Source organism: Geodermatophilus sp. SYSU D00696 (assembly GCF_054050235.1).
The window spans coordinates 18,552-37,720 of sequence record NZ_JBJGYY010000018.1; the positions used below are offsets into that span (position 1 = coordinate 18,552).

The 19,169-nt window shown below is 76.1% G+C and carries 18 protein-coding genes and 1 tRNA gene; 5 read left to right on the forward strand and 14 right to left on the reverse strand.

All coding sequences use genetic code 11. The annotated features are described in order from the left end of the window. The first annotated feature begins 18 nt into the window (after positions 1–18). Positions 19–669 carry an aminodeoxychorismate/anthranilate synthase component II gene (locus ACI79O_RS13095; protein ID WP_456886532.1) on the forward strand — a complete coding sequence of 217 codons (651 nt, stop codon included), beginning with the start codon at positions 19–21 and terminating at the stop codon, positions 667–669. Between the two features lie 61 nt (positions 670–730). On the opposite strand, the gene pknB is transcribed toward ACI79O_RS13095, so the two are convergent. The 7 genes from pknB to ACI79O_RS13130 form a co-directional block, all read right to left on the reverse strand. Beyond that, entirely contained in the window at positions 731–2,710 is a 1,980-nt protein-coding gene (gene pknB, locus ACI79O_RS13100; protein ID WP_456914349.1) for a Stk1 family PASTA domain-containing Ser/Thr kinase, read from the reverse strand. A 139-nt stretch (positions 2,711–2,849) separates the two neighbouring features. Next, positions 2,850–4,763 (reverse strand): serine/threonine-protein kinase, encoded by a 1,914-nt coding sequence (locus tag ACI79O_RS13105; RefSeq protein WP_456914350.1) that lies wholly within the window; start codon positions 4,761–4,763, stop codon positions 2,850–2,852. Next, positions 4,763–6,211, reverse strand: coding sequence for a peptidoglycan D,D-transpeptidase FtsI family protein (locus tag ACI79O_RS13110; RefSeq protein ID WP_456886527.1), 1,449 nt, complete (start codon positions 6,209–6,211; stop codon positions 4,763–4,765). The genes ACI79O_RS13105 and ACI79O_RS13110 overlap by 1 nt, the downstream gene beginning before the upstream one ends. Next, positions 6,208–7,623: an FtsW/RodA/SpoVE family cell cycle protein gene (locus ACI79O_RS13115; RefSeq protein ID WP_456875788.1), complete on the reverse strand. Its 1,416-nt coding sequence runs from the start codon at positions 7,621–7,623 to the stop codon at positions 6,208–6,210. Before ACI79O_RS13115 ends, ACI79O_RS13110 begins: the two co-directional genes overlap by 4 nt. Continuing rightward, on the reverse strand, positions 7,623–9,029 hold the full coding sequence (locus ACI79O_RS13120) for a PP2C family protein-serine/threonine phosphatase (RefSeq protein WP_456914351.1): 1,407 nt from the start codon (positions 9,027–9,029) through the stop codon (positions 7,623–7,625). The genes ACI79O_RS13115 and ACI79O_RS13120 overlap by 1 nt, the downstream gene beginning before the upstream one ends. 85 nt (positions 9,030–9,114) lie before the next feature. Further along, positions 9,115–9,576: an FHA domain-containing protein FhaB/FipA gene (locus tag ACI79O_RS13125; RefSeq protein ID WP_456886523.1), complete on the reverse strand. Its 462-nt coding sequence runs from the start codon at positions 9,574–9,576 to the stop codon at positions 9,115–9,117. A gap of 13 nt (positions 9,577–9,589) precedes the next feature. Next, entirely contained in the window at positions 9,590–10,411 is an 822-nt protein-coding gene (locus ACI79O_RS13130; protein WP_456886521.1) for an FhaA domain-containing protein, read from the reverse strand. 165 nt (positions 10,412–10,576) lie between these two features. Here ACI79O_RS13130 and ACI79O_RS13135 point away from each other — a divergent pair. Beyond that, positions 10,577–10,662, forward strand: a tRNA-Leu gene (locus tag ACI79O_RS13135). 70 nt (positions 10,663–10,732) lie between these two features. Here the strand turns inward: ACI79O_RS13135 and ACI79O_RS13140 are convergent. Then, entirely contained in the window at positions 10,733–11,581 is an 849-nt protein-coding gene (locus tag ACI79O_RS13140; RefSeq protein ID WP_456914352.1) for a hypothetical protein, read from the reverse strand. After that, entirely contained in the window at positions 11,578–12,561 is a 984-nt protein-coding gene (locus ACI79O_RS13145; protein ID WP_456914353.1) for an ATP-binding cassette domain-containing protein, read from the reverse strand. Before ACI79O_RS13145 ends, ACI79O_RS13140 begins: the two co-directional genes overlap by 4 nt. A 56-nt stretch (positions 12,562–12,617) precedes the next feature. Here ACI79O_RS13145 and ACI79O_RS13150 point away from each other — a divergent pair, with 56 nt between their 5' ends. Continuing rightward, a complete protein-coding gene (locus ACI79O_RS13150; RefSeq protein WP_456914354.1) occupies positions 12,618–13,112 on the forward strand; it encodes a MarR family winged helix-turn-helix transcriptional regulator in 495 nt (164 codons plus the stop codon). Between the two features lie 11 nt (positions 13,113–13,123). Here ACI79O_RS13150 and ACI79O_RS13155 read toward each other — a convergent pair whose 3' ends face one another. From ACI79O_RS13155 to ACI79O_RS13165, 3 genes are read right to left on the reverse strand one after another with little or no spacing between them, the layout of a single operon-like run. Continuing rightward, complete coding sequence (locus ACI79O_RS13155) at positions 13,124–13,762, reverse strand: response regulator (protein WP_456875795.1); 639 nt, start codon at positions 13,760–13,762, stop codon at positions 13,124–13,126. Positions 13,763–13,772: 10 nt separating this feature from the next. Then, positions 13,773–15,701 (reverse strand): histidine kinase, encoded by a 1,929-nt coding sequence (locus tag ACI79O_RS13160; protein ID WP_456914355.1) that lies wholly within the window; start codon positions 15,699–15,701, stop codon positions 13,773–13,775. Positions 15,702–15,735: 34 nt separating this feature from the next. Beyond that, positions 15,736–16,434 (reverse strand): hypothetical protein, encoded by a 699-nt coding sequence (locus ACI79O_RS13165; RefSeq protein ID WP_456914356.1) that lies wholly within the window; start codon positions 16,432–16,434, stop codon positions 15,736–15,738. Positions 16,435–16,643: 209 nt separating this feature from the next. On the opposite strand from ACI79O_RS13165, the gene ACI79O_RS13170 reads away from it, so the two are divergent. Further along, positions 16,644–17,159, forward strand: a complete 516-nt coding sequence (locus tag ACI79O_RS13170) for a SigE family RNA polymerase sigma factor (protein ID WP_456886510.1) — start codon at positions 16,644–16,646, stop codon at positions 17,157–17,159. After that, positions 17,156–18,217, forward strand: coding sequence for a hypothetical protein (locus tag ACI79O_RS13175; RefSeq protein WP_456914357.1), 1,062 nt, complete (start codon positions 17,156–17,158; stop codon positions 18,215–18,217). The genes ACI79O_RS13170 and ACI79O_RS13175 overlap by 4 nt, the downstream gene beginning before the upstream one ends. A gap of 7 nt (positions 18,218–18,224) precedes the next feature. Here ACI79O_RS13175 and ACI79O_RS13180 read toward each other — a convergent pair whose 3' ends face one another. Together ACI79O_RS13180 and ACI79O_RS13185 are read right to left on the reverse strand one after the other, a co-directional pair. Then, positions 18,225–18,620, reverse strand: coding sequence for a nuclear transport factor 2 family protein (locus tag ACI79O_RS13180; RefSeq protein WP_456886506.1), 396 nt, complete (start codon positions 18,618–18,620; stop codon positions 18,225–18,227). 70 nt (positions 18,621–18,690) lie between these two features. Further along, positions 18,691–19,152 carry a DUF1707 SHOCT-like domain-containing protein gene (locus tag ACI79O_RS13185; protein ID WP_456886504.1) on the reverse strand — a complete coding sequence of 154 codons (462 nt, stop codon included), beginning with the start codon at positions 19,150–19,152 and terminating at the stop codon, positions 18,691–18,693. Positions 19,153–19,169: the final 17 nt, after the last annotated feature.

The following is a 19,169-nucleotide window of genomic DNA, read 5'->3' on the forward strand; positions in this document are numbered from 1 at the left end:
CGCGTGTACACAGGGACCGTGAGCCGCCCGGTCCTCGTCGTCGACAACTTCGACAGCTTCGTCTACAACCTGGTCCAGTACCTCGGCCAGCTCGGCGTGCAGTGCGTGGTGCGCCGCAACGACGCGGTGACGGTCGACGAGCTCGCCGACCTCGACGTCGCCGGGGTGCTGCTGTCCCCCGGCCCGGGCACGCCCGCCGGTGCCGGTGTGACCGTGCCGATGGTGCGCGCCGCCGCCGAGGCCGGCACCCCGGTGCTCGGCGTGTGCCTGGGCCACCAGGCCATCGCGGAGGCCTTCGGCGCCGAGGTGGTCCGCGCGCCCGAGTTGCTGCACGGCAAGACCAGCGAGGTGGTGCACGACGGCGTGGGCGTCCTGGCCGGCCTGCCCTCGCCGTTCACCGCCACCCGCTACCACTCCCTCGCCGTCGACCGGGAGACCGTCCCCGCCGAGCTCGAGGTCACCGGCACCACGCCGTCGGGCATCGTCATGGCGCTGCGGCACCGCGAGCTGCCTGTCGAGGGGGTGCAGTTCCACCCCGAGTCGGTGCTCACCGAGGGGGGCCACCGGATGCTGGCCACGTGGCTGGCCGCGTGCGGCCTGGCCCCGGACGAGGCCGTCGTCGAGGCCGCCGCGGCCGGTGCGCGTCGCCTCTCCGCCGCCGTCTCCTGACGCCCCTGTGACGCAGTGAGGGCCCCTCCCGTCCGGGAGGGGCCCTCACTGCGTCGTGACGTCACTCCGGGGTGGCCGGGTTCCCGTCCGCCCCTCCGGCGCCCGTCCCGGTCGAGCCTCCGGTGTTCCCGGTGGTCCCACCGCCCGCGGCCTGTCGGTACACGATCAGGGTGATCTGGCCGTCCGCCTCGACGGTCTGCCCCGGCTGCGGCTGGCTGCCGGCCACCGTGCCCGGTGTCTGCCCCTCCTCGGCGAGCAGGTCCGTGATGCTGATCGTGCCGGTGAACCCCGCGGCGGCCAGCGTCTGCCGGGCCTGCTGCTCGGTCTGCCCGACGATCGACGGCGGCACCGTGACCTCGGTGGTCCCGGCCGACACCTGCAGGGTGATCTGGTCGTCGGCGGCGGCCTGCTGGCCGGCCGCGGGAGCGGTGGCGACGACGGTCCCGGCCGGCTGGTCGGAGTCGACCTCCTCGGTCGTGACGTTGGTGAACCCCTCCGCGCGCAGCGCCTGGGTGGCCGCGCTCTGCTCCTGGCCGGTGACGTCGGGGACGGCCGCGGTGCCGTCGGAGACCGACAGCGTCACGGTGGTGTCCGGGTCGACCGCCGTCCCCTCCTCGGGGTCCACCGCGACGACCGTGCCCTCGGCCTCGAGCGAGTCGGCCTGGTCGGAGTTGACGTTGCCGGTCAGGCCGGCGTTCTCCAGCGCCGTCCTGGCCCGGTCCTCGTCGAGGCCGACGACCTGCGGCATCGTCGCGGTGTCGGGGGCGACACCGACGGTGAGGGCCACCGTGGTGTCCTCCGGGACCTGCGCCCCGCTGTCCGGGTCGCTGTCGAGCACCGTGCCGACGGCGGCGTCGTCGTCGGTGACCTGCTGGGTCACCTCGCCGACGGTCAGGCCGGCCTCCCGCAGCGCCGCCTCGGCGTCGGCCTGCTGCTCCCCGACCAGCGCCGGGACGGTGACCTGCGTGGTGGTGGCCTCCGGTGCCGGGTCGTCCTCGCCACCGGAGTCGACCAGCAGCGCGACCCCGACGACGGCGCCGATGAGCACCAGGGCCCCGACGACGGCGGCGATGACGCGGTTGCGCCGGCGCCGGCCGGCCGCCTCGTCGTCGTCCCAGTCGCCGGCGCCGTAGCCGGCCGGGGTGGCGCCGAGGATGGTGGTCTTCTCGTCGTCGCCCATGACGGGGGTGGCCTCGACCCGCTGCCCGGCCAGCGCCCGGAGCAGGTCGTTGCGCATCTCCGCGGCCGACTGGTAGCGGTTGGCCGGGTTCTTGCTCAGCGCCTTGAGGACGATCGCGTCGAGGTCCGGCGGCACCCGCGGGTTGATCGACGACGGCAGCCGCGGGTCCTCCCGCACGTGCTGGTAGGCCACCGACACCGGCGAGTCGCCGGTGAACGGCGGCGCCCCGGTCACCAGCTCGAACAGCAGGCAGCCGACCGAGTAGACGTCGGAGCGGGCGTCGACCGACTCGCCGCGGGCCTGCTCGGGGGAGAGGTACTGCGCGGTGCCGATGACGGCGGCCGTGGAGGTCATCGTCGCGGCGGAGTCGGAGACGGCGCGGGCGATGCCGAAGTCCATGACCTTGACCGAGCCGTCGGGCGTGATCATCACGTTCCCCGGCTTCACGTCGCGGTGCACGATGCCGTTGCGGTGGCTGAAGTCGAGGGCGGCGCAGATGTCGGCGGTCAGGCTCATCGCCCGCTCCGGCGCCAGGACGCCGTCGCGGCGCAGCACGTCGCGCAGGGTCTCGCCCTCGACGTACTCCATGACGATGTAGGGCGTCGCGCCGGTGCTCGTGCGGTCCTCGCCGGTGTCGTACACCGCCACGATCGCCGGGTGGTTGAGCGACGCGGCCGCCTGCGCCTCCCGCCGGAACCGCACCTGGAACGAGGGGTCGCGCGCCAGGTCGCTGCGCAGCACCTTGACCGCGACCTCGCGACCCAGCCGCAGGTCGCGCCCGCGGTGCACCTCCGCCATGCCGCCGCGGCCGAGCACCCCGCCGATCTCGTAGCGCTCGCCGAGAACCTGGGGGGTGGTCATCGGTGGTCCTCTCGGGCGGTGCGGTGGTGCGGCGCGGGCGGACCCGGACACGGAGGAGCGGCGGGGCCGTCCCCGGTCCCGGCGGGCAGCCTAACGGCGGGGGAGCCCGTGACGCGGGCACCGCGGAGGAGCGGTGTCACTACTGCGTACCGCCGGCCCCGGCAGCCCCAGCGGACGCCGGGCCGGGCGTCCAGGACCCGGCCCCCGCGCCGGCTCCGGCCCCGGTCCCCCCGCCGGTGTCCGGGTCGGTGCCGGTCCCGTCGGTCGTCCCGTCGTCCCCGGTCGTGGGGTCCGCCGTCGGTGGCGGCGCCGTGGTGCCGCCCTGGGTCGCCGGCGGACTGCTCGGCGTCGTGGTCGACGGGGCCGACGACGAGCTGCTGCTCGCCGACGACGAGGTGGAGGACCGGGTCGGGCCCGACGACTGGGTCTGACCGCCGCCCCCGCCGCCGTTGCCCTGGCCGCCGGTGCCGTCGCCACCCTGGTCGCCGGTGTCCTCACCGCCCTGGTCGTCGCCGCTGCCGGAGTCCTCCGGCTCCTCGGCCACCTCGGGGCTGTAGTCCTGCTGGGCCACCGACAGCGTGACGGTGGTGCCGCGGGGGACCGGGATGCCCGCCGGGTCGACCGCGGCGACGTCCCCGGCGCTCAGCTCGATCCCTGCGGCGGCGAGGTCCTCGTCGGTGGCGTCGACACGGGCGACGTCGAGGCCCGCCTCGCGCAGCACGGCCTCGACGTCGTCGGCGTCCTCCCCGAGGTACTGCGCGGCCGCGGGGATGGTGACGAGGTCCTGGGTGGGGTCGGCCGAGCCGCCGGTCGGCGCGCTGCTGGTCGCGGTGGGGTCGGCGGTGGTGCCGCCCTCGCCCTCGCCGTTGCCGGACAGGAGGAACCAGGCGCCGGCGACGAGCGCCGCGACCAGCGCGAGCGACGCCAGGACCACCGCCCACCGGCGGTTGCCGCCGCGCGGCGCGTCGGCCGCGACCCGGCCGCGGTCGTCGTCATCGTCGACCGGCGGGCCCTGCAGCGGCGGCATGGTGCGCGCCCCGGCCGCGTGCCGGCCCCCGGTGCGCGGGCCGGCCACCGCGGCGGCGCCGGCGGCGGCACCGGCCACCGGCCCGCCCAGCACCCGGGTGCCGTCGCCGTCGACCTCCGGGATCACCTCGGTGGTCGCCGCCGCGAGGCCGGTGGACGGCGCCCCGGTCGCCGCGGTCGCCGGGCCCAGCCCGTTGCCGCCGGCCACCGAGCGGATCGCGGCGGCGAAGGCGGCGCCGTCGGCGAACCGGTCGCGCGGGTCCTTCGCCAGCGCCCGCTCGATGAGCAGGCGGACCTGCGGGGGGATCTCCGCCGGCAGCGGCGGGGGCGTCCGGTTGATGTGCGCCAGCGCGATGGCGACCTGCGAGGTGCCGTCGAAGGGCCGCCCGCCGGTGAGGCACTCGTAGCCCACCACGCCCAGCGAGTAGACGTCGGAGGCGGCGGTGACCTCCATGCCCTGCGCCTGCTCGGGGGAGAGGTACTGCGCGGTGCCCACGACCATGCCGGTGCGGGTCAGCGGCGTCGCGTCGCGGGTGCGGGCGATGCCGAAGTCGGTCAGCTTGACCACGCCGTCGGGCCGGACGATGAGGTTGCCCGGCTTGATGTCGCGGTGCACCACCCCGGCGGCGTGCGCTGCGGACAGGCCGTCGGCGGACTGCCCGAGCACGTGCAGCGTCCAGTCGACCGGCAGCCGGCCCTCCTCGTGGAGGATCGTCACCAGCGGCTTGCCCTCGACCAGCTCCATGACGAGGAACGCCAGCTGGTGCCCGCGCTCGTCGGTGCTCTCGCCGTAGTCGTAGACCGAGGCGATGTTCGGGTGCGAGAGCGCCGCGGTGTGCCGGGCCTCGTTGCGGAACCGGGCGACGAAGCTGGGGTCGCCGGTGAACTCGCTGCGCAGCACCTTGGCGGCGACGACCCGGTCCAGCACCCGGTCGCGGGCGCGCCACACCTCGCCCATGCCGCCGGTGGCGATGGGCTCGGTGATCTCGTAGCGGCCGGCCAGGATGGTGCCGGTGGACAGGGCCATCAGCCCCCCTGACCCTCGAGGTAGGCCTGCATCACGTCGCCGGCGATCGGTGCGGAGACGTCCCCGCCGGTACCCCCGCCGTTCGCGACGAACACCGCGACGGCGATCTGCGGGTCGTCGGCCGGGGCGAAGCCGACGAACCAGTTGTGGTCGGGGACGTCCCCGGAGACCTGCGCGGTCCCGGTCTTGCCGGCGACGGTCACCCCCGCGATGCGGGCGGCCCGGCCGCTGCCGTTGGCGACGACGCTCTCCATCATCTCCTGCAGCTGGTCGGCGACCTCGGGGGTGACCGGCTCGGAGAACGTCTCCGGGTCGGCCTGGTCGAGGACCGTCAGGTCGGGGGCGCGCACCTGGTCGATCAGGTAGGGCGTCATCAGGGTCCCGTCGTTGCCCACGGCGGCGGCGACCATGGCCGCCTGCAGCGGGGTCATCCGCACGTCGCGCTGGCCGATCGAGCTCTGCCCGAGCGCCGCCTCGCTCTCGATGTCGCCGACGCTGCTGCCGGCCACCTCGAGCGGGATGTCCAGTCCCTCGCCGGTCATGCCGAAGGCCTCGGCCATCTCGCGCACGCGGTCCTCACCGAGGTCGATGCCCAGCTGGGCGAAGGCGGTGTTGCAGGAGATGGTCAGCGCGTCGATCAGCGACTGCTCCTGGCTGCTGCTGCACGAGGAGTTGCCGAAGTTGCGCAGCTGGGTCGAGGTGCCCGGCAGGGTGAGCGTGTCCGGCGCCGGGACGACGGTGTCGGGGGTGTACTCCCCGGTCGCCAGCGCCGCGGCCGACACGATCACCTTGAACACCGAGCCGGGCGGGTAGTTGTCCTGGATCGCGCGGTTCAGCCGCGGGTCGGCCTCCAGCGCGTCGAGCTCGGCGGCGTAGTCGCGGATCGCCTGCGGGTCGTGGCTGGACAGCTGCGCGGGGTCGTAGGTGGGCGTGCTGGCCATGCCCAGCACCGCGCCGGTGGACGGGTCCAGCGCGACGACGGCGCCGGTCACCCCTTCCAGGCCGGCCATGGCGGCCTCCTGGACGCCCGGGTCCAGGGTCAGGACGACGTCGCCGCCGGCCGGGTCGCGGCCGGTGAACAGGTCGGCCAGCCGGCGGGTGAACAGCCGCGCGTCGGAGCCGGTGAGCACGTCGTTGGCCGCCCGCTCCATCTGCCAGCTGTTGTAGATGAGCGAGTAGTAGCCGGTGACCGCCGCGTACGTGGGCCCCTGCGGGTACTGGCGCAGGTACTTCAGCGTGTCCTGGGTGGGCACCGACAGCGCCACCTCGGTGCCGTCGACCACGATCGACCCGCGCTCGCGCGAGTACTCCTCGGTGAGCACGCGGGTGTTGCCGGAGTCCTCGCGCAGCTCGTCGGAGCGCACGACCTGGATGTAGTTGACGTTGACGATCAGCAGCGTGAACAGCACCAGCACGCTGATCGCCACCCGTCGCAGCGGGGCGTTCACGAGCTCACGACCTCGGTCGGGGCCTCGCCCAGCGCCTGCTTCGGCGGGGCGGGCGGGGTGGCCGGGCGGCGGGCGGCGTCGCTGATGCGCACCAGGATGGCGACCAGGCCGAAGTTGGCCACCAGCGACGAGCCGCCGTAGGCGACGAACGGCGTCGTCAGGCCGGTCAGCGGCAGCAGGCCGGTGACGCCGCCGAGGACGACGAAGAGCTGCCAGGCGATGGCGAAGGACAGCCCGCCGGCGAGCAGCTTGCCGAAGGCGTCACGCACGACCAGCGACGTCCGCAGGCCGCGCTCGACCAGGATCAGGTACAGCACGATGACCGCGACCAGGCCGAACAGGCCCAGCTCCTCGCCGAGCGCGGAGGCGATGAAGTCGCTCTTGGCCACCGGCACCTGGTCGGGGCGGCCGCCGCCGAGCCCGGCGCCGAACAGCCCGCCGGTGCCCAGGCCGAACAGCGACTGGACGAGCTGGTAGCCGCCCTCGTCGCGGTAGGCGAAGGGGTCCAGCCAGGTGTCGACGCGGACCCGGACGTGCCCGAACAGCTGGTAGGCGAGGAACGCCCCGGCGGCGAACAGGCCCAGGCCGATGAGCAGCCAGCTGGCCCGCTCGGTGGCGATGTAGAGCATCACCACGAAGATGCCGAACAGCAGCAGCGAGCTGCCCAGGTCGCGCTCGAAGACGAGCACGAGGATCGACACCACCCAGACGGCGAGCACCGGGCCCAGGTCGCGGCCGCGGGGCAGCTCCAGCCCGGCGACGCGGCGGCTGGCCAGGGCCAGGACGTCGCGCTTGTCGACCAGGTAGGCGGCGAAGAAGACGATCAGGCAGATCTTGGCGAACTCGCCGGGCTGGATGCTGAACCCGGCGACGCGGATCCAGATCTTGGCGCCGTAGACCTCCGAGACCGACGCGGGCAGCACCGCGGGCAGCGCGAGCAGCACCAGGCCGACCAGGCCGAGGGTGTAGGCGAAGCGCGACAGCAGCCGGTGGTCGCGGAGGACCACGAGGATGGCGACGAACAGCGCGACGCCCACGGTGGCCCACAGCAGCTGGACGGGGGCGTCCTCGCGGGTGGCCTCGGCGTCGACCTGCAGGCCGGCCAGGTCGAGCCGGTGGATCATCGTCAGGCCCAGGCCCGAGAGCACCGCGACGGCGGGCAGCAGCAGCGGGTCGGCGTAGGGCGCGAAGCGGCGGACCACCAGGTGCACCACCAGCCACAGCGCGGCGAACCAGCCGCCGAAGGTGGCCAGCTCCGGGCGCAGCGAGCCGGTGAGGGTGATGTCGACGATGCACTGCGCCGCGAGGGTGATGAGCACGGCGAAGCCCAGCAGCGCCAGCTCGGTGTTGCGCCGCTTCGGGACGACCGTGCCGGGGAGCGCGGCCCGGGGGTCGGTGGAGGGGCTGCCCATCACTCCGCCTCCCGGCAGTCCACCCCCGGCTCGGGCCCCGTGGTCGAGGAGGACGTCGAGAGGCTCGGCGACGTCGGGGAGGACTCGGACGGGGGGACCGGCAGGCCACCCTCGTTGGGGAGCGGGGACAGGTCGGACGGCGCGGCGCTGGAGGCGGGGCTGTCGGAGGACCGCTCCTCGGTCACCCCGGCCGGGCACTCGGGGACGGCGGCCGCGTGCAGGTCGTCGACGATGCGCTGGGCGTCGTCGACGTCGTCGGCGTCGATGCCCTGCCGGACGCTGTTCTGGTCGTAGGACGACAGGTCCTCGAGCGGGATGTCGGTGACCTCGTCGACGCGGTAGAGGTCGAGCCCGAGCAGGTCGGCGTTGAACCCGCGGAAGACCGCCACGTGGTCGCTGCCGTCGGCGGCCGCCGCCACGCCCACGAACCAGTGCGTGAGGACCCACAGCCAGGTGGCGATGCCGGCGCCCACCAGGAGGAGCACCGCGCCCCCAGCGACGAACAACCGCCGCCGGGAGCGGCGACGGTCGGGGGGAGCAGCGGCCGTGGGTGCGGTCGGCGCGGGTGGCGGGACCGGCGGCGGATCGGCGAGGGCCGCCCGCCCCGCGGCCGAGCGGGGGTCGACCTCGCGCTGCCCGCGGTTGTCGCCGGCGGCGCCGTCGACGACCGGGTCCATGCTGCCCGAGCCGTTGTCCTCGACGACGTCGGCGACGATCACGGTGATGTTGTCCGGGCCGCCGCTGCGCAGCGCGAGCTCGACCAGCCGGTCGGCAGTCGACTGCGGGTCGGGGTCCTCGAGCGCGTGGGCCAGCGTCTCCTCGCTGACCACACCGGACAGCCCGTCGGAGCACAGCAGGTAGCGGTCGCCGGCGCGGGCCTCGCGCATCGACAGGTCGGGGTCGACGTCCTGGCCGTTGAGGGCCCGCAGCAGCAGCGAGCGCTGCGGGTGGTGGTTGGCCTCCTCGGGCGTGATCCGGCCGTCGTCGATGAGCGTCTGCACGAACGTGTCGTCGTGGGTGATCTGGGTGAGGACGCCGTCGCGCAGCAGGTAGGCGCGGGAGTCGCCGACGTGGCACAGGGCGATCCGGCCGCCCGCGAACAGGACGGCGGTGAGCGTGGTGCCCATGCCCTCCAGCTGCGGCGACTCGCGGATGACCTCGCGCAGGTGCTCGCTGCCGTCGAAGACCGCCTCGCGCAGCGCCTGCAGCATGTCGCCGCTGGGCGCGTCGTCGTCGAGGTGCTCGAGGGCGGCGATCACGACCTTGCTGGCGACGTCGCCGGCCGCGTGGCCGCCCATGCCGTCGGCCACGGCCAGCAGCCGGGGCCCGGCGTACACCGAGTCCTGGTTGTTGCCGCGGACCAGACCGCGGTCGGAGCGGGCGGCGTAGCGCAGCGCGAGACTCATCGGACCCTGCTCACGTCTGCTCGGTCGCTCCCCGTGGTCGTCGCGCCCGTCGTCGGCGCGTGCGTCGTCGTGGTCGTCAGCGAGGTCATCCGCGCAGCTCCAGGGCGGTCTGGCCGATGCGGATCGGCTGGCCGGGAGCCACCAGCAACGGCCCCTGCACCCGCTGCTGGTCCAGGTAGGTGCCGTTGGTGGAGCCGAGGTCCTCGACGTACCACTGTCCACCCCGGTTGGTCAGCCGCGCGTGCCGGGAGCTGGCGAAGTCGTCGGTGAGGACGAGCGTGGAGTCGTCGGCGCGGCCGATGAGGATCGGCTGCTCCCCGAGGGTGATCTTGGTACCGGTCAGCGGGCCGGCGGTCACGACCAGCGTGCGCGGGCCGCGTCCGCGCCGCCGGCCGGGGGCGGCGGCGCGCGGGGGCACCGAGGCCACCCGCCCGGCGCGGCCGCCGAACAGGTCGGCCCGCACCACGCGGAACGCGGCGAAGATGAACAGCCACAGCAGCAGCAGGAACCCGAAGCGGAACAGCTGCAGGACGATCTCGGCGGTCACGACCGGCGCCCGCTCACGTGCCGTCCTGCCGGTACACCAGCACGGAGTGCCCGATGCGGATGACGTCGCCGTCGGACAGTGCCTGCCGGCTGATCCGGCGGCCGTTGACCAGCGTGCCGTTGGTCGAGCCGAGGTCCTCGGCGACGGCGGTGCCGCTCTCCAGGACGACGTCGACGTGCTTGCGGCTCACGCCCGTGTCGGGCAGCCGGATGTCGGCGTCGGTGCCGCGGCCGATCACGTTGCGGCCGGTGGTCAGCTCGTGCCGGGTGCCGGGCCCGTCGACGACGAGCACGTGCGTCACGCCGGGCCGGGAGCCGGCGCGGCCGACCACCGACGGGTGCTGCCGGCCGGTGTCGGTGGCGACCCGCCCGGGCAGCGGCGGCAGCGGCGGGACCGCGCCGGAGCCGGTCATCGGCGGGGGCGGCGGGACGACGGCGCCGTCGGCGCGGGAGCCCGGCCGCGCGGGGTCGGCGACGTGCGAGCTGACCTCGAAGACCCCGGTGGGCAGGTCGTCGTCGCGCTCGAGGCGGACCTGCACGGTGCCGAAGACCTGCCAGCCCTCGCCCTCGATGTGCTCGGAGACCATGTCGGCGAGCTGGGCGGCCAGCTGCTCGGACCACTCGGCGAGGTTCTCGTAGTCGGTGGGACCCAGCCGCACGTCGTAGACGTTGGGCGCCAGCACGCGGCCCTCGCCCATGACGGAGCGCTGCTCGTCGGCCTCCCGCTGCAGGGCCTTGGCGATCTCGGCGGGGTGGACCTTGCCCTTGAACAGGCGGGCGAAGGCGACGCCGACCATCCCCTCGAGGCGTCGCTCGAAGCGCTGCAGCACGCCCACAGTCGCTCCTCCACCTCACCCGGCACCGATGGTCCTCCCGACGATCCTAGCCGTGCCGACGGGCGGTGACCGGCCCGCGACGCGACGCGCCACGCGGGCCGCCCGCCGCGACGGGGCCCCCTCCGCCGGCTGCGGCCGGCCGGCTGCTAAGGTCGTTCCTCGCCAGGGCAAGTGGCGGAATGGCAGACGCGCACGGTTCAGGTCCGTGTGTCCGGAAGGACGTGGGGGTTCAACTCCCCCCTTGCCCACCAGCACGTCGAGACCCCGTCCGGACCACCGGGCGGGGTCTCGCCCGTCCGGCCCGGTGCCCGGTCCCGGGGATCAGAGGTCGCGGCGGCTGACCACCCGGGCAGCGGCGGCCAGCAGGACGGCGGTGTAGGCGGCCAGCACCAGGACGCCCGCGACCGGTGGGAGGTAGCCGGCCGGGTCGCCGAGCTGGAGGACCGCCTGCCCGGCCTGGCTGGGGAGCCACGGTCCGACCGCGTCCGCGATGCCGGCCGGCAGGAGCCCGACCAGCACCGGGAGCAGGAACAGCGCGCCGGTGAGCAGCACCACGGTCGCCGCGGTCGAGCGCAGCAGCGTCCCCACGGCCAGGCCGAGCAGTGCCACGAGGACCAGGTAGGCCGCTGCGCCGAGGACGGCTCGGGGGACGCCGGCGTCGGTCAGGCCCACGGTGAGGCCCTGCCCGCGGAGGATGCCCAGGCCGACGGCGGTGCCGACGGTGGCGGCCAGGACGGCGACCGGCACGGTGAGGGTCAGCAGGAGCAGCGCCTTGGCGGCCAGCAGCACGCGCCGCTGCGGTACGGCGAGGCCGGTGACGGTGATGGCGCGGGAGGAGAACTCCGCGGTGACCAGCAGCGCGCCGAGCAGCGCCAGGGCGACCTGACCCATGAACACGCCGCTGAGCGCCTCGGCCACCGGCTCGACCCGGGCCCGCTCGGCCGGTGGCAGCGACCCCGGGTCGCGGGTCAGGGGGATGAGCACCGCCAGGCCGAGCATGATGCCGAGGAAGGTCCCGAGCGCCGTCCAGGTGGACGGCAGCGACCGGGCCTTGACCCACTCGGCGGAGACGGCTCGCACCAGCTGGCGGCGCCGCCCCGGTGCGGCCCGCGCCAGCCGGTCGGCGAGGACGGCGGCCCCGGCGGCCGGGCCGGCGTCGGAGGCGCTCACGCGGCGGCCCGCCCGGCGCCGGCACCCGTCGCCGCGTTGCCCGGGACGTCGGTCGCGGGTGGCCGGCCGCGGTACTGCGCCACCTCCGCGGTGAGCTGCAGGTAGGCGTCCTCGAGCGACCCCTGCCGGGCGCTGAGCTCCAGCAGGGTCACCCCGTGCTCGGCGGCGATCCGGCCGACCTCGTCGGTGCTGACGGCGCGCACCCACAGCGCACCGCGGCCGTCGTCGGCCGGCGGCCCGTCGGGAGTGACCTCCAGGCCGCGCGCCCGCAGCAGGTCGGCGAGGGCGCGCGGGTCGGGCGTGCGGACGCGCACACCCGACCCCTCCGCGCGGGCGGTGACGTCGGCGACCGTGGTCTGGGCGAGCAAGCGCCCGCGCCCGATGACGACCAGGTCGTGCGCGGTCACGGCCATCTCGCTCATCAGGTGCGAGGACAGCAGCACGGTGCGGCCCTCGCCGGCCAGCTCCCGGAGCAGCTCCCGGATCCAGATGACGCCCTCGGGGTCGAGGCCGTTGACCGGCTCGTCGAGGACCAGGACGGCAGGGTCGCCGAGCAGGGCGCCGGCCAGGCCCAGGCGCTGGCTCATACCGAGGCTGAAGCCCCCGACCGGGCGGCGTGCCGCGTCCTCCAGCCCGCAGGTGGCCAGGACCTCGCCGACGCGGCCGGCGCCGATGCCGTTGCTGCGCGCGAGCGCCAGCAGGTGCGCGCGGGCGCTCAGCCGGGGTGCGACCGCCCGGGCGTCGAGCAGGCTGCCCACCAGGTGCAGCGGTGCGCGGAGGTCGGCGTAGCGCCGGCCCGCGACGGTCGCGGTGCCGGCGTCGGCCCGGTTCAGGCCGAGCAGGATCCGCAGGGAGGTGGACTTGCCGGCACCGTTCGGGCCCAGGAAACCGGTCACGGTGCCGGGACGGGCGGTGAAGGAGAGCCCGTCCAGCGCGCGCGTGGGCCCGTAGTGCTTCACCAGCCCGTCGACCTCGATCACCGAGGGGGCCCTGCCGACCCAAGTGCTTCCATGATGGAAGTAGTAGCATCCCGCGGGTGGACGCGCAACGGGCGGGGGACCTGGTGGCCCTGCTGCGCGAGTTCACCCTGGTCAGTGACCGCTTCGCCGACGTCGTCGCCCGGCGGCACGCGCTGCACCGCACCGACCTCGAGGCGCTGGGGCACCTGTGGGGGGCCCAGGCCCGCCGCGACCCGCTGACCCCGAGCCGGCTGGCCGCGGCCCTGTCGCTCAGCGCGCCCGCGACCTCGGCGCTCATCGGCCGTCTGGAGCGGGCCGGCCACGTGGTCCGCGTCCCCGCCGAGCACGACCGGCGCAGCAGCGTGCTGGTGCTCCCCGAGCGGGCGCGGGACCTGACCGCCGCTGCCTTCCGCCCCCTGGGCGGGCGGTTGCGGGGGGTGGCCGGCGACCTGCCGCCGGACGAGGCCGAGGTGGTCGAGCGGTTCCTGCGGGCCTGTATCGACGCGGCCGAGGCGGCCACGGCCGACGCCGCGGCCACTGGAGAGACCACCGGAGGGGCGACGGCCGGCTGAGGCACGCGCCCCTACCGGCCGCGCCCCAGCCCCGCCTCGCGCGCCCGCACCACCGCCTCGGCGCGGTCGCGAACCGCCAGCTTGGCGAAGATCGACGTCACGTTGTTGCGGATGGTCTTCTCCGACAGGAACAGCCGGGAGGCGATCGCGGTGTTCGGCAGCCCGGCGGCGATCAGGTCCAGGACCTCCCGCTCGCGGTCGGACAGCTCCGGGAAGGGCTTCGCGACCACGCCGGACCCCGCGGTGAAGAACGCCCGCAGCCGCCGGGCGACCTCCGCGCCGTAGACCGCCTGCCCGGCGGCGACCGACTCCAGCGCCCGGCCGATCTCCGCCTGGCCGGCGCCCTTGAGCACGTAGCCGAGCGCGCCGGCCTGCACGGCCGCGAACACGGCCTCGTCGTCGGCGACCATGGTGAGCACCAGCACCCGGGCCTCCGGCCACTGCTCCACCAGCTGCCGGGTCGCCTCGATCCCCGACAGGCCGGGCATCTGCACGTCCATCAGGACGACGTCCGGGCGCTCCCGCAGCGCCGCCTCGACGGCCGCGGTCCCGTCCGGGGCCTCGGCGACGACGTCGACGCCGAGGTCCTCGAGCAGGACCCGCAGGCCCTGGCGGAACACGGGGTGGTCGTCGGCGACGACGGCGCGCACGGGGTCCTCCTCAGTCGGCTGCCGGCAGCGGCAGGACGGCGTGGACGCGGGTGCCCGACGGCTCGCCGGGACCGACGGAGCAGGACCCGCCCAGCTCGGCGGCGCGCTCGCGCATCGACAGCAGGCCGACGCCGGCGACCGGCCGCTCGGGCAGCCCGCGGCCGTCGTCGGTGACCTCGACCTCGACGGCGTCCGCGCAGGCCCGGACGTGCACGGCGACGGTGCGCGCGCCCGCGTGGCGGACGGCGTTGTGCAGCGCCTCCTGGGCGATGCGCAGCGCGGCGACCTCGAGGGCGGCGGGCAGTCCGGTCAGCTCGCCCTCGCCGGTCACCGTCACCCGCGGTCCCCCCTCGACCAGCGGCGCGGCGCCGGCGCGCAGCGCGCCGAGCAGCCCCAGGTCGTCGAGCGTCGGCGGGCGCAGGCCGTGCACCAGCCGCCGGACGTCGGCGACCGCGTCGGCGGCCTGGCTGCCGGCGGCGGCGACCAGCGTGGCGGCCCGGGCGGCGTCGTCGCGCCGCAGCGCGGACCCGGCGGTGTCCAGGGTCATCACCACCGCCGACAGCTGCGGGCCCAGGCCGTCGTGCAGGTCCCGCCGCAGCCGGCGGCGCTCCTCCTCGCGGGCGGTGACCAGCCGCTCCCGTGACTCGGCGAGGTCGCCGGTGAGCCGCACCGCGTAGGCGGCGGCCGCCAGCCGCCCGGCGAGGTCGGCGAGCACCCGGTCGTCGGCGGGGTCCAGCCCGGCCGCGGCGGCCCGCGGCGCCACGAGCAGCTCGCCCACCGGCTCGCCGTGCAGCGCCAGCGGCACCCGGCGGGCGCCGTCGGGCACCCGGCCCGACTCCTCCCGGACGACGGCGCCCCCGGGCAGCGGCACCTCGACCGCCGCTCCGCGCAGCCGCAGCCTGGTCGCCACCGCGGCGGCGCCGTCGCGCAGCGCCTGCCGCGGGGAGGCGGCGGCACCGAGGGCGGCGTCGACCCGGGTGAGCAGCGTGTAGGGGTCCCCGCGGTCGCCGTGGAGCAGCCGGTCGACCAGGCGCTGCACGTGCAGCCGGGCGGGGTGGAAGGCCAGCGCCACCGCGAAGGCGGCGAGGAAGGGGGCCCATCCGCGGCGGTCGCCCAGCAGCGCCCCGGCCCAGCCGACCACGGCCGCGTACACCAGCGCGGTCAGGCCGAGCAGCACGCCGCCGACGACGGTGCGGTTGACCAGGACGTCGATGTCGTAGAGCCGGTACCGGAACGCGGCGACGGCGAGCCCGGCCGGCACGAGCAGCACGGCCAGCGAGACGCCCCACCACGGCGCGAGGAAGGTGGCCGCGATCGCGGCGACGACGCCGTAGCCGGCCCAGGCCAGCTGTCGCCGCTGGACGCCGTCGGCACGGCGGACCCGGACCGCCAGCGAGGCGACGCCGGCCACCACCAGCGTGCCCAGCAGGACGGGGAAGGCGGGGACGCCGAACGGGTCGCCGATGCCGAGGGGCAGCGCCAGCGCGGCGGTGGTGAGGACCGTCAGCGCCAGTGCCGCCGCGTGCGGGAGCCGCCACCAGCCGGGCAGCGGCCGGCCGGAGGGGAGCACCTGCGGCAGGACCGTCGTGACCAGCAGCAGCGCCGGCACCCACACCCAGCCGCGCACCCAGCCGGCCGGCCCGGTCTGGCCGGCCGCGGCCCACCAGGACGTCGCCAGCACGTACGCCGACGCCGAGCAGCCGACGGCCACCAGCAGCCAGCCCAGGCGCCGCGCCTGCGGCAGCCCCACGAGCAGGGCGCCGGCGACGGCGAAGCTGGGGCCGGCCACCGGCTCCGGCGTCCGGAAGAGCTGCGGCAGCCAGTCCCCGCCGCGCAGGACGGGCAGGGCCAGGGCGGCGGCGGTGGCGAGCACCGCGGCGACGGCGAGCAGCCGGGCCGCCGGGCGGGCGACCCGGCTGCCGCGCCGGTTCCGGTACACGTCGGGGGACCGTAGGGGTCGGGGTCGGTCCCGGTCAGGAGGCGAGGCCGCGCCGCTCGCCCGAGCGGGCGATGTGCACCGCCAGCCCCAGGGCACCGGCCAGCCACAGGTAGTGCGGGTCGACCGGGCCGACCGCGCCGACGGAGAAGTCGAGCACGATGAACACCAGCCAGGCCGCCGGGATCCACCGCGGGACGACGCCCGAGCGCAGCAGGCCGACGGTGAGCGTGACCATGCCCAGCGTCGTGCCCAGGAGGAAGGGTGCGAGGAACAGCGCGAGGAACACCGGGTGCGCCTCGGCGGCGTAGAGGAGCTCGGCCGCGCCGTCGAGGTCGCCGGACTCCGACGCCGGCAGCTGCAGGTAGCCCATGAGGTGGATGCCCACGAAGCCCCACATGCCGGCCAGCAGCAGGGCGCCGGCGGCGTACGCGGTCTTGCGCATGCGGGTGGCCAGCAGGCCCGCGGCGGCCAGGAAGGCGATCGCCATGAACGGGATGGCGAGCGTGCCGGTGACCAGGCGGGTGGTGAACAGGGCGGTGTGCTCCCCGACCAGGGCGAGCTGGTCGACGATCTCCTCCGGGCGTTCGGGCAGGAACTGCAGCAGCGCCGCCTCGGCGGTGTTGAGCAGGGCGCCGACGACCAGGCCGGTGACGGCCAGCCGGCGGCCGACGGGGCCGAGGGTGCGCGCGGGCGCCGGCGCGGCCGGGGCGGGGGTGGGGGCGGTGGTGTGCACGGGAGGGACCTCCGGGTCCGCTGCGGCGGGACGTCCCCGCCGGTGTGCCCTCACCGTCTGCTCGGACCGGTCCCGGGCACACGGGAGCGGTGTCCCCTCCTGACCGGGACCGCGACCGGGAACCGTGACCCTTTCGTGACCTCCCGCCGTCGCGCATCGTGGCCTCCCGCCGGGTCAACTGGTCAGGGACACCACGGGAGCGGGTGGACATGGGCGCCGACCGGGACGAGTTCACGGCGTTCGTCGTGGCGCACGAGGCAGCGCTGCTGCGCACCGCCTACCTGCTCACCGGCGACCGCGGCCACGCCGAGGACCTCGTGCAGACGGCGCTGGCCCGGACCTACCGGCACTGGAGCCGCGTGCAGCGGGCCGACGTCCCGATCGCCTACGTGCGGCGGCTGCTGCTCAACTGCCACCTGGACTGGCGGCGCCGGCTCTGGCACGGCGAGCAGGTGCTCGAGACGCTGCCCGACCGCACCGCCGGGGACTGGCAGGACGCGTACGCGCTGGGCGACGAGCTGCGGCGGGCCCTGGACCAGCTCTCCCCGCGGGCCCGCGCGGTGCTCGTGCTGCGCTTCTACGAGGACCTCACCGAGACCGAGACCGCCGCCCTGCTCGGCTGTTCCCCCAGCACCGTGCGCACGCACACCGCCCGCGGCCTGGCCGCCGTGCGCCGGGTGCTCGGCCCCGAGACCGCCTCCTCGACCGACAGGAACCCGTCGTGACCCACCCCGACCTCGACGTCCGCGACGCCCTGCACCGGCTGGCCGCCGAGGCCGGCCCGCCGCGCGGGGCCGACGCCGCCGACGCCGCCGTCGCGCTGGCCCGCCGGCAGCGGCGGACGCGGGCCGCCTGGGTCGCCGGGGCGCTCGCCGTCGCCCTGCTCGGGGCCGCGGCGCCGGCCCTCGTGCCCGACGCCGGCCCCGGGGCGGGGGAGGTCGCCGGCGCCGGGCAGCGCACGCCGCAGGCCGCGCCGCTCCTGTACGACCTCCCCACCCGCGGCTCGCTCGCCGTCGACGAGGACTTCGTCGCCGGGGTGGCGGCCATCGACTGGTCCGCGCCGCTCGGCCCGGGCGGGACCGAGCTCAGCCCGCCGGAGTCGGCCCGGCACGTGGCCTTCGCCGGCGAGCTGCCCGACGGCCGGCGCTGGGCGCTGATCATGGGCGAGGACGAGGGCCAGCTGCTGCACGCCTGGTTCGGCGGCCCGCCCGGCGCGGCGCCCGGCGAGCTGACCCTGCTCGCCCCGCCCGAGCGCAGCGGACGGGGTGCGACGGTGGCGCTGCTCGACACGACCGGCGTCGCGCCGGTGCTGGCCGTCGTCACCCGGCCCGGCGAGGGGGGCCGCTACTCGCCCGGCACGGTGCGCTTCGGCGACGGTGCGATCGGCCGGGAGTGGACGGAGCTGCCCGAGGACGACGGCGCGCTGGTCGCCGAGGTGCCCGCGCCGGTGTACCCCGGTTCGGAGGTGGTCGAGCTCGTCCGCGACGGGTCCACGACCGGCCTCCGCTACATCTCGCGGACGGAGGGGACCCCCGCCCCGGTGTCGTGGGCGTTCGCCTCGGCCGCCGATCCCTCGCTGTCGGCCGACCCCGCCGTGGAGGAGCGCTTCGTCGCCTGCCTGCTGCCGCACGGGTTCGTGCTGCGCTTCGCGGCCGACGGCGGCCTCACCTACACCTACCCGATGGCGGTGGGACGGCGCAGCGACGTGGAGCTGGTCCAGTCCCGGGCGGGCTGGGACGCCGTCGTCGACGACTGCGCCGCCCGGGCGCGGACGGGGGAGTGAGTACCGGTCAGGCGGTGCCGGCGCTCTCCTGCACGAACGCGGCGGAGTCGTAGTAGGTGCGGACGCCGGTGAGCGGGCCGTCGTGGGAGCCGTCGCTCTCGATCACGGTCACGCCCTTGTAGCGGAAGGGCTTCCCGCTGCGCAGCGTGCCGCGCGACTCCCACTCCAGCGCCGCGGTCCTCTCCCCCACGGTGCTGGAGGTGAACGTCGTCTCCAGGTCGCCGAAGACGTTGCGGTAGTCCTCCCAGAAGCGCTTGGCGCCCTCCGGCCCGCGGGCCTCGTGGTCCTCGTTGAGCTTCATGAGGACGGCGTCCTCGCCGGTCAGCTCGACCATCGGCTGCGCGTCGCGCTCGGCGTCGAGGTGGTGCAGGGCGGCGGTGAAGCGCTCGGTCAGGGTGTGCACGGCGTCCTCCGGGTGCGTGGCTGGGGTCGGGGAACCCCTACCCGGGCGGTCCGGACGACACCCGCCCGGATCAGGCGGGGAGGCGCTGCTGCCGGTCGCTGCGCCCCGGACGCCGCTCGCCGAGCGTGCGGGCCAGCAGCACCACGCCCCACGGACCCACCACCCACACCGGCCACGGGTACTGCAGGTCGCCGGTGGCCAGCATCGAGACCAGCCAGATGCCGACGACGACCACCGCGGTGACCGCCCACTGGCTCCAGGCCGCGCGCAGGTCGGCGCCCCACGCGCCGTGCCACGGACCGCAGGTCACCGCCCGCGCGACCGGGGCAGGGCGGCGGTCCGGCTGCCGGGCCGCGGCGGGCAGGTCCGCGGTGAGGTCGGCCAGCTCGCCATAGGTGCGGGCGGCGTGCGCGCGGGCCGAGCGGTCCTCGTAGTCGGCCAGGGTCAGCCGGCCGTCGGCCAGGCCCTGGTCCAGGCGGGTGACCACGGCGGCGCGGTCGGCGTCGGCGGCGAGCAGGTGCGGCTCGGGCATCGGGGGCTCCTCGTCAG